This is a genomic window from Streptomyces sp. NBC_01351 (genome assembly GCF_036237315.1).
Classification (GTDB): Bacteria; Actinomycetota; Actinomycetes; order Streptomycetales; family Streptomycetaceae; genus Streptomyces.
Window position 1 is genome coordinate 7,087,204 of record NZ_CP108356.1, and the last position, 13,917, is coordinate 7,101,120.

General features: G+C 73.9%; 10 protein-coding genes. 4 read left to right on the top strand and 6 right to left on the bottom strand.

Annotated elements, in window-relative coordinates:
• The first annotated feature begins 47 nt into the window (after positions 1–47).
• Positions 48–1,217: an exonuclease SbcCD subunit D gene (locus OG625_RS32770; protein WP_329388200.1), complete on the top strand. Its 1,170-nt coding sequence runs from the start codon at positions 48–50 to the stop codon at positions 1,215–1,217.
• The gene (locus OG625_RS32775; RefSeq protein WP_329388202.1) at positions 1,214–4,225 is read left to right on the top strand and encodes an SMC family ATPase; all 3,012 of its coding nucleotides are present in this window, start codon (positions 1,214–1,216) and stop codon (positions 4,223–4,225) included. Before OG625_RS32770 ends, OG625_RS32775 begins: the two co-directional genes overlap by 4 nt.
• Here OG625_RS32775 and OG625_RS32780 read toward each other — a convergent pair.
• Positions 4,215–4,661 carry an Lrp/AsnC family transcriptional regulator gene (locus OG625_RS32780; RefSeq protein WP_329388204.1) on the bottom strand — a complete coding sequence of 149 codons (447 nt, stop codon included), beginning with the start codon at positions 4,659–4,661 and terminating at the stop codon, positions 4,215–4,217. The two genes, OG625_RS32775 and OG625_RS32780, sit on opposite strands and share 11 nt — an antisense overlap.
• Before the next feature lie 94 nt (positions 4,662–4,755).
• Between OG625_RS32780 and OG625_RS32785 the strand changes: the two genes are divergently transcribed.
• On the top strand, positions 4,756–5,271 hold the full coding sequence (locus OG625_RS32785) for a rhodanese-like domain-containing protein (RefSeq protein ID WP_329388206.1): 516 nt from the start codon (positions 4,756–4,758) through the stop codon (positions 5,269–5,271).
• A 124-nt stretch (positions 5,272–5,395) separates the two neighbouring features.
• Here the strand turns inward: OG625_RS32785 and OG625_RS32790 are convergent, their stop codons facing one another.
• The 4 genes from OG625_RS32790 to OG625_RS32805 form a co-directional block, all read right to left on the bottom strand.
• On the bottom strand, positions 5,396–7,099 hold the full coding sequence (locus OG625_RS32790; RefSeq protein ID WP_329388208.1) for a DUF885 domain-containing protein: 1,704 nt from the start codon (positions 7,097–7,099) through the stop codon (positions 5,396–5,398).
• A 196-nt stretch (positions 7,100–7,295) separates the two neighbouring features.
• Positions 7,296–8,771, bottom strand: a complete 1,476-nt coding sequence (locus OG625_RS32795) for a GNAT family N-acetyltransferase (protein ID WP_329388210.1) — start codon at positions 8,769–8,771, stop codon at positions 7,296–7,298.
• Positions 8,772–8,877: 106 nt separating this feature from the next.
• On the bottom strand, positions 8,878–10,446 hold the full coding sequence (locus OG625_RS32800; protein ID WP_443067819.1) for an alkaline phosphatase D family protein: 1,569 nt from the start codon (positions 10,444–10,446) through the stop codon (positions 8,878–8,880).
• A 258-nt stretch (positions 10,447–10,704) separates the two neighbouring features.
• The gene (locus OG625_RS32805; protein ID WP_329388211.1) at positions 10,705–11,556 is read right to left on the bottom strand and encodes an alpha/beta fold hydrolase; all 852 of its coding nucleotides are present in this window, start codon (positions 11,554–11,556) and stop codon (positions 10,705–10,707) included.
• 287 nt (positions 11,557–11,843) lie between these two features.
• Here OG625_RS32805 and OG625_RS32810 point away from each other — a divergent pair, with 287 nt between their 5' ends.
• Positions 11,844–12,614, top strand: a complete 771-nt coding sequence (locus OG625_RS32810; protein ID WP_329388214.1) for a GntR family transcriptional regulator — start codon at positions 11,844–11,846, stop codon at positions 12,612–12,614.
• Between the two features lie 108 nt (positions 12,615–12,722).
• On the opposite strand, the gene OG625_RS32815 is transcribed toward OG625_RS32810, so the two are convergent.
• A complete protein-coding gene (locus tag OG625_RS32815; protein WP_329388216.1) occupies positions 12,723–13,880 on the bottom strand; it encodes an ROK family transcriptional regulator in 1,158 nt (385 codons plus the stop codon).
• Between the last annotated feature and the right edge of the window lie 37 nt (positions 13,881–13,917).

Consider the following 13,917-nt stretch of genomic DNA (forward strand, 5'->3'; position numbering starts at 1 on the left):
AGCGGGAGACGACCAGGGGGACACGGCATGTGCGGCGGGACCGGCGAGTGAAGTTCCTGCACACCTCCGACTGGCACCTGGGCCGGTCCTTCCACCGCGTCAACCTGCTCGGCGCGCAGGCGGCCTTCATCGACCACCTCGTCGAGACCGTCCGGGAACACGAGGTCGACGCGGTCCTCGTGGCCGGTGACATCTACGACCGGGCCGTGCCGCCGCTGCCGGCCGTCGATCTGTACGACCGGGCCCTGCACCGGCTCGCCGAGCTCGGCGTGCCCACCGTGATGATCTCCGGGAACCACGACTCCGCCCGCCGCCTCGGGGTCGGGGCCGGGCTGATCGACCGGGCCGGGATCCACCTCAGGACCGACCCGGCCGGCTGCGCCGACCCCGTGGTGCTGGCCGACGTACACGGTGACGTGGCGCTCTACGGGCTGCCGTACCTGGAGCCGGCCCTGGTCAGGGACGAGTTCGCCGCGGAGAAGGTCAGCCACGAGGCGGTGCTGGGCGCGGCCATGGAACGGATCCGGGCCGACCTGGCCGCCCGCCTGCCCGGCACCCGCTCCGTCGTCCTCGCCCACGCCTTCGTCACCGGCGGACAGACCAGCGACAGCGAGCGCGACATCGCCGTCGGCGGCGTCGAGGCCGTGCCCGCTTCCGTCTTCGACGGGGTGGACTACGCCGCGCTCGGCCACCTGCACGGCTGCCAGACGATCAACGAACGGGTCCGCTACTCCGGTTCCCCCCTCGCCTATTCCTTCTCCGAGGCCGACCAACGGAAGACCATGTGGCTGGTCGAGCTGGGAGGGGAGGGGGAGATCGTCGGCGCCGAGCGGATCGACACTCCCGTGCCGCGGGCCCTCGTCCGGCTGCGGGGGCGGCTGGAGGCGCTGCTGGAAGACACGGCGTACGGGGTGCACGAGGACGCCTGGGTCGAGGCGACCCTCACCGACCCGGTCCGGCCCGACGACCCCATGGCCAGGCTCGCCGCCCGCTTCCCGCACACCCTCAGCCTCGCCTTCGACCCCGAGGGCCGCGAGGAGGAGACCGGCACCTCCTACGCCCAGCGGCTGCGCGGCCGCAGCGACCAGGAGATCGCCGAGGACTTCGTCGCCCACGTACGCGGCGGCGGCCACGCCGACGACTCCGAACGGGCCGTGCTGCGGAGCGCCTTCGACGACGTACGGACCGACGACAGCCGCCAGGAGACCCGCCGATGAGGCTGCACCGGCTGTCGGTCACCGCCTTCGGGCCCTTCGCCGAGCCCCAGGAGATCGACTTCGACGCCCTGTCCGGCGCCGGGATCTTCCTACTGCACGGGCCCACCGGCGCCGGCAAGACCTCCGTCCTCGACGCCGTCTGCTACGCGCTCTACGGCTCCGTGCCCGGCCCCCGCCAGGCCCCCGGCACCAGCCTGCGCAGCGACCACGCCTCCGCCGACACCCCGACCGAGGTCACCCTCGAACTCACCGCGGGCGGGCGCCGACTGGAGATCACCCGGCGCCCGGAACAGGACCGGCCGAAGAAGCGCGGCACGGGGACGACCAAGGACAAGGCGCAGACCTGGCTGCGCGAGTACGACGGGGAACGCTGGCTCGCGCTCAGCCGTTCCCACCAGGAGATCGGCGAGGAGATCGAGCAGCTCCTCGGCATGAGCCGCGAACAGTTCTGCCAGGTGGTGCTGTTGCCGCAGGGGGAGTTCGCCAAGTTCCTGCGCGCCGACGAGGCCGCGCGCGGCCGGCTGCTCGGGCGTCTCTTCGACACCCGCCGCTTCGCCGCCGTCGAGACCTTGCTGGGCGAGCGCCGCCGGGCCGCCGAGGCGAAGGTCCGGGCCGGCGACGAGAAGGTGCTGCACACCGCCCAGCGGCTCGCCCAGGCCGCCGGGGACGGCGCGGACCTGCGCGCCTGGCCCATGCCCGGACACCAGCCCGGCGACCCCGGCCTCGCCGAGGCCGTCCGCGCCTGGGCCGCCGTCGCCCGGTGCTCGGCCAGGGAGCGGCTGGCGGTGGCCGAGTACGCCCTGGCCGCCGTCGAGGGCCGGCACGCCGCGGCCCGGCGGGCCGCGGAGGAGGCCAGGGAGCTCGACCGCTTGCAGCGCCGCCACGCGGAGACCACCTGGCGGGCCGCCCTGCTCGCCGAGGCCGCGCCCGAGCGGGAGCGGGTGCGCGCCCTGCTGGACCGGGCCCGGCGCGGCGCCCTGGTCGCCCCCGCGCTGGAGCTGCGCGGAGCGGCCTCGGCCGCGCACCTCGCCGCCCACCACGCGGAGTCGGCCGCCCGGGCCGAACTCCCGCCCGCGCTCAAGGAGGCGGGCACCGAGCAGCTGGCCGGCGTCGAGCAGGGGCTGCGCGAGGCGCTGGGCGCGCTGGGGGCGGCCCGCCGGGACGAGCAGCGCAGCGCCGAGATCGGCCGCGAACGGGCCGACCTGGAAAGGGAGTCCCGGGCTGCCGAGGAGGCCCACCTGGAGTCCGCCGAGTGGCTGGAGCGCTGGGACGCCACCCGGGCCGAGCTGCAGGAGCGGGCCGACGCGGCCCAGCAGGCCGCGACCCTGGCCGAGCAGCTCGCGGGCAGGCTGGAGCCCGCCCGCATGCACCTCAACGCCGCCCGGCGGCGCGACGAGTTCGCCGCCGAGGCCGAGCGGACCGAGGGCGAACTCCTCACCCTGCGCGAGGAATCCGCGGCCGCGCGGGAGCGCTGGCTGGAACTCAAGGAGGCCCGGCTGCGCGGCATCGCCGCCGAGCTCGCCGAGGCACTCGTCGCCGGCGAGGCCTGCGCGGTGTGCGGCAGCGCCGAGCACCCCGAGCCGGCCCGCCCGGCCCCCGGCCACGTGGACCGGGCCGCGGAGGACGCCGCCCACGCCCACTTCGAGCGGGCCGAACAGGCCCGGGCCGCCGTCGAACGCAGGCTCGCCGCCACCCAGAAGGCGCGGACCGAGGCCGCGGCCGCCGCCGGGGACGCCACCACCGGGGAACTCCTCGCACTGACCTCGGAGCTGAGTGCCGGGCACGCCGCCGCCCACGCCGAGGCCGCCGGACTGCACACCGCCCGGGAGCGCCTCGCCCGCGCCGAGCGCGAGCACGCCTCGCGCAGCGCCGACTGGCAGGGCGCCGAACGCCAGGCCGCCGCCCGGGCCTCGCGCCGCGAGGCGCTGGACCGGGAGCAGGCCGCGCTGGAGGCCGAGCTGGCCCTGGTGCGGGACGGGGCGCCCACCGTCGCCGCGCGCGCCCGGACCCTGGAGGACCGGGTCCGGATCGTCTCCGGGTCCGCCGCCGCGCTGCGCCGCGCCGAAACGACGGCCGCCCGGCTGAAGGAGGCCGACGACCAGCTCGCAGACGCCGCCTTCAAGGCCGGCTTCGACACCATCGGGGAGGCGGCCGACGCCGTCCTCCCCGAATACGAACGCACCGCGCTCCAACACCGGCTGGACGCCTGGCAGGCAGAAGAAGCCATGCTCGCGGACCGCCTCGGCGAGAGCGACACCGCCGCGGCCGCAGCCCTGCCTCCGGCCGCACCGGAGGAGGCCGAGGCGTACGCGGCGCGGGCCGCGGCGAAGCTTCGTACGGCAGGATCGGCCTTCGACGCGGCCCGGTTCCGGTGCGAGGAGCTCGACCGGCTCTCCCGGCAGGCGGAGCACGAACTGCGCGCTCTGGGTCCGCTGCGCGAGGCCTACGACCGGGTGGCCCGGCTGGCCGGACTCACCGCGGGCACCTCCGCCGACAACGAACGCAAGATGCGGCTGGAGGCCTACGTGCTGGCCGCCCGGCTGGAGCAGGTCGCCGCCGCCGCGACCGTACGGCTCCTGCGCATGTCCGGCGGCCGCTACACCCTGGTGCACTCCGACGCGCGGGCGAGCGGACGGGGGCGTTCCGGGCTCGGGCTGCACGTCGTCGACGCGTGGACCGGCAGCGAGCGGGACACCGCCACGCTGTCGGGCGGCGAGACCTTCTTCGCCTCGCTCGCCCTCGCGCTGGGCCTCGCCGACGTGGTCACGGACGAGGCGGGCGGCATGCGCCTGGACACCCTCTTCATCGACGAGGGCTTCGGCAGCCTCGACGACCAGGCGCTGGACGAGGTGCTCGACGTACTGGACTCGCTGCGCGAGCGGGACCGCAGCGTCGGCATCGTCAGCCACGTCGCCGACCTGCGCACCCGGGTCCAGGCCCAGCTGGAGATCGTCAAGCAGCGGGGCGGCTCCGTGGTGCGCCACCGCACGGCGGCGCTCACGGACTGAGCGGCCTGCGGGGGAGCGGCGACGAGTACACGATGCTCGTCGTCACCGAGCCGAGGCCCGAAATGCGGCCCGTGACCTCCTCCAGGTGCGCCATCGAGCGGGCGGCGACCTTGAGCACGAAGCAGTCGTCGCCCGTGACGTGATGGGCCTCCAAGATCTCCGACGTGGCGTCCAGGAAGTCGTGGAACGGCTTGTAGTTGCCGTGCGGATAGCGCAGCCGCACCAGCGCGAGGATCGTCTTGCCGAGCTTCTCCGGATCCACCACCGCCGTGTACCCGGTGATGACGCCGGCCTCCTCCAGCCGGCGGACCCGCTCGGTGACGGCGCTGGCGGACATGGATACGGCGCGCGCGAGCTCGGTGAAGCTGGCACGGCCGTCGCGCTGGAGGACTTCGAGGATCCGCCAGTCGGTGGGGTCAGGGGAATAGTCGGTCATGACGTAGGTCTAGCAGGGGATTCCCCGCCTGTACAACGAAAAGGCCGGGGAAAACCACTTCCGAGGGTGATCAACAAATCGTAGATTTCTCGGCATGACGACGACGCAGAACACCACTTCCCCCGCCGCCACCACCAACCCCGTGCTCCGGGTGCCCCCGGCGTCCCCGGCCGCGGCCGCGGCGTACTTCGCCGCCAGTCTGGCCTTCCACGCGGACGTCTCGGACGTCGCCGCCGCCTTCAAGGCCCACCGGGAGCAGGGCGCCGAGCTCGGCTTCCAGCTGATCGACTCCCGCTCCACCCCGTCCTGGGACCAGGCCCACGTGCCCGGAGCCGTCCACCTGCCCACCGCCCTCATCCCCGAGCAGGCCGAGCGGCTCCTGGACAAGAACGTCCCCGTGGTGACGTACTGCTGGGGCCCCGGCTGCAACGGCGGCACCCGCTCCGCCCTGGCCCTGGCCGAACTCGGCTACCAGGTCAAGGAGATGCTCGGCGGCATCGAGTACTGGATCCGCGAGGGCTTCGAGGTCGAGACCTGGCAGGGCAGCCAGCAGCGCGCGGAGGCCGACCCGCTGACCGCGCCCACCGACTCGGACGACTGCGGCTGCTGAGGTGTGCGCCTTACGAGCCGTGCGCGCCGTACCAGCCGTACGAGGCCCACGCGGACGGGCCGCTCACTCCAGGGGGAGACGAGCGGCCCGTTCGTCGTTCGTGGTGACGTCGTTCGCGGTGGTGTCAGAGCTTGGAGAGCTCGTCCACGAGGTCGTCCAGCCCCAGCGAACCCTGCGACAGCGCCGCCATGTGCCAGGCCTTCAGGTCGAAGGACTCGCCGCGCGCGGCCCGCGCGTTGTCGCGGCCCAGCAGCCAGGCGCGCTCGCCCAGCTTGTAACCGATCGCCTGCCCCGGCATCGACAGGTAACGGGTCAGCTCGCTCTCGACGAAGTCCCCCGGCCGGCCGCTGTGCAGGCCGAAGAACTCCTGCGCCAGATCCACCGTCCACCGCTCGCCGGGGTGGAACGGCGAGTCCGCCGGGATCTCCAGGCCCAGGTGCATGCCGATGTCCACGATGACCCGCGCCGCGCGCATCATCTGGCAGTCCAGGTAGCCCAGGCGCTGCTCCGCGTCCTTGAGGTACCCGAGCTCGTCCATCAGTCGCTCCGCGTACAGCGCCCAGCCCTCGGCGTTGGCGCTGACGAGGCCGACGCCCGCCTGGTAGCGGGAGAGCTGGTCCGCGACGTGCGTCCACTGCGCGAGCTGCAGGTGGTGGCCGGGAACGCCCTCGTGGTACCAGGTGGAGACGAGGTCGTAGACGGGGAAGCGGGTCTGGCCCATGGTGGGCAGCCAGGTACGGCCCGGGCGGGAGAAGTCCTCCGAGGGGTTCGTGTAGTACGGGGCTGCGGCGCCGCCCGGCGGGGCGATCATCGACTCCACGCGCTTGACCCGCTCGGCGAGTTCGAAGTGGGTGCCGTCGAGGTTCTCGATGGCCTCGTCCATGAGGCCCTGGAGCCAGGCCTGGACCTCGTCGACGCCCTCGATGTGGGTGCCGTGCTCGTCCAGGTGCTTCAGCGCCTCCCAGGGGCCGGCGCCCGGGAGGATCTTGGCCGCCTCGGTCTTCATTTCGGCGAGCAGGCGGTGGTATTCCGACCAGCCGTACGCGTACGCCTCGTCCAGGTCCAGATCGGTGCCGTTGAAGTAGCGCGACCAGCGGGCGTAGCGCTCGCGGCCCACGGTGTCCGGCTTGCCGTCGACGGCCGGCGCGTACACGTCGCGCATCCAGTCGCGGAGCTCGACGACGGTGGCGGTCGCGCCGGCGGCCGCCTCGGCCAGTTCGGTGCGCAGGGATTCGGGGCCGGCCGCGGCGAAGTCCTCGAAGAAGGCGGGCTCGTCGCCGTCCTGCCCGGCCCAGGTGCCGAGCTGGCCGATCATGGTGGCGGTGGCGCGGGGGCCGCCGTACAGGCCGCGCTCCAGGCCGAGGGCCAGGCTCTCGCGGTACCCGGCGAGGGCGGCGGGTACGGCGCGCAGCCGCTCGGCGATGGCCGCCCACTCCTCGTCGGTGTCGGCCGGGGTGAGGGTGAAGACCTCGCGGACGGAGTGCGCGGGGCTGTGGATGTTGCTGACCGTGCACAGGTCCTCGTCGGCCTCGTGGACCGCGAGTTCGGCGGTGAGGCGCTCGCGCAGCAGGCGGGCACAACGGCGCTCGGCGTCGCTGTCGGCGCCGGGCAGCCGCTCGGCGGCGTCGAGGCGGTCGAGGGTGGTACGAGCGAGTTCGGCGACGGCCGCGCGGCCGGCCGGGGAGAAGTCCGGGAGCTTGGCGGAGCTCTCGGCGACACCGAGGTAGGTGCCCGTGATCGGGTCGAGGGCGATGAGGTCGTCGACGTACGCGTCGGCCACCTCGCGGGGCAGCCGGGAAGCGCTGCCGTTGTGGAGGATCTCTGACATGCGGACATCTTCGTACGTGAGACGGGCCCGCGTCATCACCGTATGACGTCAGTCTGCTGACTTGGTCCGCCGGCGGCAACGCCCGCGACCCGCACGCGGCCCTTCGGCGCGGTGCGGGTCGGGGTACGGGCCTGGTCGGGGGCCTGGTGGAGGGCCTGGTACGGGCCGCCCGGTGCCGGCGGCAACAGGGCCCGGGTCAGTGGTGGTTGCGCGGGGACTGCGGTTCGCGCCGGGGGAGTTCGCGGGCGCCCTCGTGGGTGACGTCGTACGGGAGCCGCGAGCTGACGGGGGTCGCGTCCAGCCGGGCCGTGATCACCAGGGTGCCCTCCTCGATCTGGTAGTCGAGGGGGAGGCCCAGCCCGCGCATGGCGGCGACCATGCCGGTGTTGGCGGCCTGCGTGACGGCGTACACGCTGTCGCACCCGGCTTCGACGGCCATCGCGACGAGGCGGCGCAGCAGTTCGGAGCCGATCCCCCGGCGCTGCCAGTCGTCCTCGATGAGCAGTGCGACCTCGGTCTCGTCGCCGTCCCACAGGAGGTGGCCGAGGGCCACGAGCTTGCCGGAGGCGGTGGTGGCGGCCAGGGTGCGGCCGAACCGGGGGCTGAGCAGGTGGCCGAGGTAGCGGTCGGCGTCGGAGACGGGGCCGTGGTAGCGCAGCGACAGGGTGCGCTCGGAGCAGCGGTCGTGCATCGCGCGGGCCGCCGGCAGGTCGGAGCCGTCGGCGCGGCGGACGGTGATCTCGTTGCCTTCGGGCAGGGTCAGCACGTCCAGGCCGCGCGGGACGCGGGGGCCGAGGCGGGCGTCGAGCTCGACGAGGGCGCGGGCACGGGCGAACTCGGTCGGCGTGAAGGGCAGGTAGGGCCGCTCCACGGTGATCGCGCCGCCGGAAGGGTCGCGCAGCCGCATGACGGTGGCCTCCAGAACCCCTTCCACGGGGGCGTCGGCGCCCGCGTTGGGGCGGCCGGAGAGGGTGGTCGCCGGGATCGAGTGGATCGTGCAGCGGCCGAGCAGCTGCCGCAGCGCGAGGGGGAGCTCGGCGGCGTCCAGCGCGGTGCGGGTGGCCAGGCCCAGGACGCGGGTCGGGGTGTCGACGAGGTCGTGGGCGTCGGCGCGTTCGATCCAGGTGCTGTGGCCGCCGGCCAGGGCGACGGCGCGCGTGAGTTCGGCGGAGGGCAGCTGCTGGGGGGCGCGCAGGAGGAACTCGTCGACGGTGCCGCCCTCGGGGAGCGGGTGCGTCTGGAGGGTCAGGATGTCGACGCCGTTGTGGGCGAGGGCGGTGCACAGGGCGGCCAGGGAGCCGGGCTCGTCCCGTACGGTCGTGCGCATCCGCCAGAGCGCGGCGGACGGCGCGTCCGCGGCGGGGTCTCCGCTCGCGGTCGCGCTCGTGGCCCCGCTCGTGGTCGCGACCGCGGCCGGGGCCGCCGCCGGGGTGGTGCCCGGCGGCGGCGCATGGCTGTGACGCCTTGCCCACCAGGTGTGGAAGGCCGCGGTGACGAGGAGCGCGACGGCCGAGGCCACGAGCAGGACCGGGCCCCTGGGGCCGTGCACGACGAGATTGGCGATGGCGTCGGCGACCGCGACGGCGCAGAAGAGCGCGGCGAGTTCGACGACGTCACGGCGCCAGTGGTGGCGGTGGGAACGCTGGGCGGAGGCAAGATCACGGTCAGTCATGCACACCACTGTGACGTAAGGGTGTTGCGTGATCACGAACGATCTGTGACCGACTGGTTAAGTGTCCATCTGGCCGATTTCATCCAGTTTTCCAGGCTATTTCCGGCTACTGACCCACGCGCCCGGGCTGGAGGGTCTTGGTGAACAGGACACCGCCTCCCTGCTGCCGCAGCCGGACGGTGAGCTCCCCGCTGCCGCCGTCGATGTCCACCTCGCCGTAGTACGGGGGGTTCTCCGACGGGGACATGTTGGCGAACGGCGCCGACTGGACGAAGGCCGTCTCCGGGCCGAAGGTGGCGTCGAGCCGCCCGGCCGGGAAGCCGCCCGCGCCGATCGGGCCGGAGACGAACTCCCAGAACGGCGCGAAGTCGGCGAAGGCGGCCCGCTCCGGCGCGTAGTGGTTGGCGGCGGTGTAGTGCACGTCGGCGGTGAGCCAGAGGGTGCCGGTGATGCGCTGGTGCTTGATGTGGCGCAGCAGCTCGGCGATCTGGAGCTCACGCCCCAGCGGGGCGCCGGGGTCGCCCTGCGCCACGGCCTCGAAGTTCGTCGCCCCGTCGCCGACGACGATGCCGAGCGGCATGTCGGCGGCGATCACCTTCCAGGTGGCGCGGGAGCGGGTGAGCTCGCGCTTCAGCCAGGCCAGCTGCTCGGGGCCGAGGATTCCGATGGGGTCCTCGGTCTGCGTGCCGGGGGAGTTGGCGTTCCGGTACGTGCGCATGTCGAGCACGAAGACGTCGAGGAGCGGGCCGTACCGCATCGCGCGGTACATCCGGCCCTCGGCGCGGCCGCCGCGCAGGTCGGTGACGGGGAAGTACTCGCCGAAGACCTGGCGGGCTCGGGCGGCGAGGGTGTCGGCTTCGCGCACCGTGTAGCGGGGGTCGTCGATCAGCTGGCCCGGGTACCAGTTGTTGCGCACCTCGTGGTCGTCCCACTGGGCGAGGACGGGGACCTGGGCGTTGAAGTCGCGCAGGTTGGGATCGAGCAGGTTGTAGCGGAAGTTCCCGCGGAACTCGGCCAGGGTCTCGGCGACCTTCGACTTCTCCTCGGTGGTGACGTTGCGCCACGTGCTGCCGTCACGGAGGGGTACGGCGGCCTTGATCGGCCCGTCGGCGTAGATCGTGTCCCCGCTGAAGAGGAAGAAGTCGGGGTCGCGCAGCCGCATCTCCTCGAAGACCCGGTAGCCGCCGAGATCGGGGTTGATGCCCCAGCCCTGGCCGGCCAGGTCCCCCGACCAGAGGAAGCGCACGTCGTGGCGGCGGGAGACGGGGGTGGTGCGGAAGCTGCCGCGGACCGGCTCGGACGTGCGGCGCGGGTCGTCGGGGTCGGCCAGGACGACCCGGTAGTGGATCTGCCGGCCGGGCGGGAGGTCGCGCAGGACGGTCGTACCGGTGAAGTCGCCCGAGGGGCCGAGCAGCGGACCGCGGTGGTGGCGTACGGCGTAGCGGAACGCCTCGCTCGGCGAGGTCTCCACGTACATCCGGGCCGGGCGGTCGGAGCGGGTCCACACGGTGGCGGAGTGGGCGGTGATCTCGCCTGACTGCACGCCCCAGAGCGCGTTCGGCCGGCCGGAGCGGGCGAAGGCGGGGGCCGCGAGCGCCGGAGCGGCGAAGAGTGCGGAGGACAGGGCGAGCGAACCGCCGATCAGGGACCTTCGGGTGTGCGGCATCGGTGCCATCGGTGCGTCTCCAGGGGCGGGCGGGGGTGGGTCGGACCAGCGTGCCGCCGCACCCCGGCCCGGCCGCGTCGCCCACGCGAACCGGGGATGAACAGCCGCCAGCCGCTCAGCCGTTCGGCCTGCGCGGCGGGGGCGGGTGTGCTGTCGCCGGAGCGCTTGCTGCTGAGTCCTTGCCGCTGCTCCCTTGCTGCCGCACCCGCTCCTTGCCGCTGCCCCCGGCCTTCGGGCGCCCCGCCCCGCGCCGCACCGTGCCGTGGGTCAGGCGGCCACGAGGCGCCGGCTGCGGGCGGTGTCCAGGATCACCCGGGAGACGAGTGCCGGATCGTCGTTCATCGGAACGTGGCCGCAGCCCGGGAGCCGGACCAGTCGGGCTCCGGGGATGGTGTGCTTGGCCCGTACGCCCTGGCGGCGCAGCAGCAGCCGGTCGCGGGTGCCCCAGGCGACGGTGACCGGCAGGCCGGGCACGTCTTCGGTGAACCGTACGGACCCACCCGCGGCCAGGGTCGCCTCGAAGCCGGTGGCCTCCCGCAGGGCGAGGGTCTCGGCGACCACGGCCTCGGGCGAACGGCGGGTCGGGCGGGCGTAGATGGTGCCGGTCAGCGCGGCCCGTCCGGCGGCACCGCGCGAGAGCCGCTCCAGTGCGGGGCGGGGCAGGGCCTTGGCGCCGGCGCGCATCGTGAGGAGGGTGGCGAAGGCGTAGCGGCGTTCGCCCTCCGTCCAGAACCCGGCGGGGGAGAGGGCGGTGACCGAGCGGGCGAGGCCGGTCCGGCCCATTTCGAGCGCGAGCAGGCCGCCGAGGGAGTTGCCCGCGACGTGCGGGCGCTCGACACCGAGGGCCGCGCACAGTGCGCCGAGCGCGGGAACCACCGTGGCCAGGTCGTAGGGAACCCCTTCGGGCAGCGGCTCCGAGGCGCCGAAGCCGGGCAGGTCGACGGCGATCACCTCGTGCTCGGCGGCGAGGATGTCGGTCACCGGGTGCCAGGCCTGGAGGTGGTGGCCGATGCCGTGCAGCAGGAGGAGGGGTTCGCCCGCGCCCTTGCGCTCGTAGGCGACGGTGGTGGTGCGGGGGCCGAGCGGCGAATCGATCGTGAAGGAGACCGTGGCGGTCATGCTGCTCCTCGTCGGCTGGGCATGTGTGAGACAGGCTGTCAGTAGTGCCACTGCCATGATTACCGCCCGGTAGCCCTTGACTACAACCCTCTGGTGCACACGAGAACATCCCGTGAACGGCTTGATGCGTATGCCCGATCTGCCCCGGACAGGGGTGAGCATTGGTCTTGACCAAGGGGGTGTGCCGTCCTATCGTCGCAGGGATAGTGCAGGAACCTTTAATAAACAAAGGCGCGGAACTGCCGCTGGAACACACGGCGAGTGCGGCGATCGCAGGAGGAGTCAGGGTGGGGACCACGCAGCTCGAAACGGTGCCGGAGCCGAAGTACTGGCACCTCAAGACCGTCCTCAGCGAAGCGCTCGACCAGGACTTCGCCGTCGGTGAGGTCCTGCCGAACGAGCGTGAGCTCGCCGCCCGCTTCGGCGTCGCCCGCGCGACCCTGCGCCAGGCGCTGGAGCAGCTGGAGCTCGAGGGCCGACTGCAGCGCCGCCGCGGGGTCGGTACCACCGTCGCCCCGCCGCGCGTCGGTGTCGCCGTCGGCACCGCCGGGCACAGCTGGCCCGGCGAGCACGTCGACGGCTGGGAGCCGGTGGACGCCGCGGAGACCGTGCCGTCGGCAGCGGTGCTGAAGCTGCTGGGTACCGGCGGGGGCTTCGCCGCCGACGAGCCGGTCCACACCGTGCGCCGGACCCGCGTCACCCAGGGTCAGGCCGTCGCCGCCGAACTGCTCTACGTCCCGGCCGCCTCGGTGCCCGGTCTCACCGCGATCGAGGCTCCGGCCGGTCCCGCCCGCGCCCGCGCCGTCCTGCGCGAGCTGCAGCGGCTGGTCCTCGAAGGCCAGGACCGCTCGGTGGAACTCGGCTCCGCGCGCGCCGACGACGCCAAAGAACTGGACCGCCTGCCCGGCGCGCCCGTACTCCTCGTCACCACGCGCTACTTCACCGCGGCGGGCACCGCCGCCGTCTCGGTGGCGACCTACCGCGCCGACACCTGCCGCCTCACCTTCGGCGACTCCGGCGACGTCGAGATCACCCACGAGCCCCGCGTCGCCTCCTGACGCAGGTGGCCCGGAGTTCTTCAGGGTTACGGGTGCGGCCCGGGTCCGGCAGTCGCCGGGCCCGGGCCGCACCCGCATTCCGTACGCGCTCCGGTGGTGTGGGTGTGGTCAGCGGCGGCGGGCCGTGACCGTCTTCTCCACGGCGAAGAGTTCTTCTTCCACGTGGTCCAGCGCGAGGCGCAGCGCGCCGGTGGCCACCGCCGCCTCGCCGAGCAGGGACAGGGCAACCTTCGGCGGCCGCAGGCAGTAGCGCTCCAGCTCCCGGCGCAGGGGGTCCAGGACCCCGTCCAGCCCGGCCGCCCAGCCGCCGACCACCACCAGCTCCGGATCCATTGCCAGGACCAGCGCCGCCACGTCGTGCACCAGCCGCTGCAGGAACCGCTCGACGGCGGCCACCGCCCGCTCGTCGCCCCGCTTGGCCATGGCGAAGACCTCGGCCACCGCAGGCTCGTCCAGCGGATGAAGGGGTTCACCGGTGGTCGACAGCAGCTTTTCGGGCGTGACCTCGCGACCCAGCAGGTGCAGGGCTCCGATCTCGCCCGCCGCTCCGCCGAAGCCGCGGTGGAGCCGGCCGCCGATCAGCGAGCCGGCGCCGGGACTGAGCCCCGCCATCACGAACACGATGTCGTCGGTGTCCCGCGCGGCACCCTTCCAGTGCTCGGCGACCGCCGCGGCGTTGGCGTCGTTCTCCACCTGCACCGGGCAGCGGAACGAGCGCTGGAGCCGTTCCCCCAGCGGCAGACCCGTCCAGCCGGGCAGGGCCGTGCCGAGGCGGACCGTGCCGTCCGCCTCCACGATGCCGGGGCTGCCGACCCCGACCGCGCGCAGTGAGTCCCGGGGCACCCCGGCCCTGCGCAGCAGATCCGCCACGGCAGCGCGGACCTTCTCCAGCCGCTCGTCGGCGGACGCCGACTCCGAGACGTCCTTCGTGCCCGCGCCGATGACCCGACCGTCCAGCCCGGAGAGCAGCACGGCGACCCGGTGCGAGCCGATCTCGATGCCCAGCAGGTGCCCGGCCTCGGCCCGGAAACGGAACCGCCTGGCAGGACGCCCCTGACGCCGCGCGCCTTCCTCGGCGTCGGCCTCGACGACCAGCCCGGTCCCCATCAGCCCCTCCACGACCCCCTCGACGGTCGGCCTGGAGAGACCGGTCACCCGGGTGAGGTCGGTGAGGGTCGGTGCTTCGGCCGCGCGCAGTGCGCGCAGCACCACGGCGGAGTTGATCCGCCTGAGCAGAGAGGGATCTCCGCCGGTCAGCTGCCCCAACGTGTGTCCTCCCAGCGAGCGAGCATGTCAGCCGGAT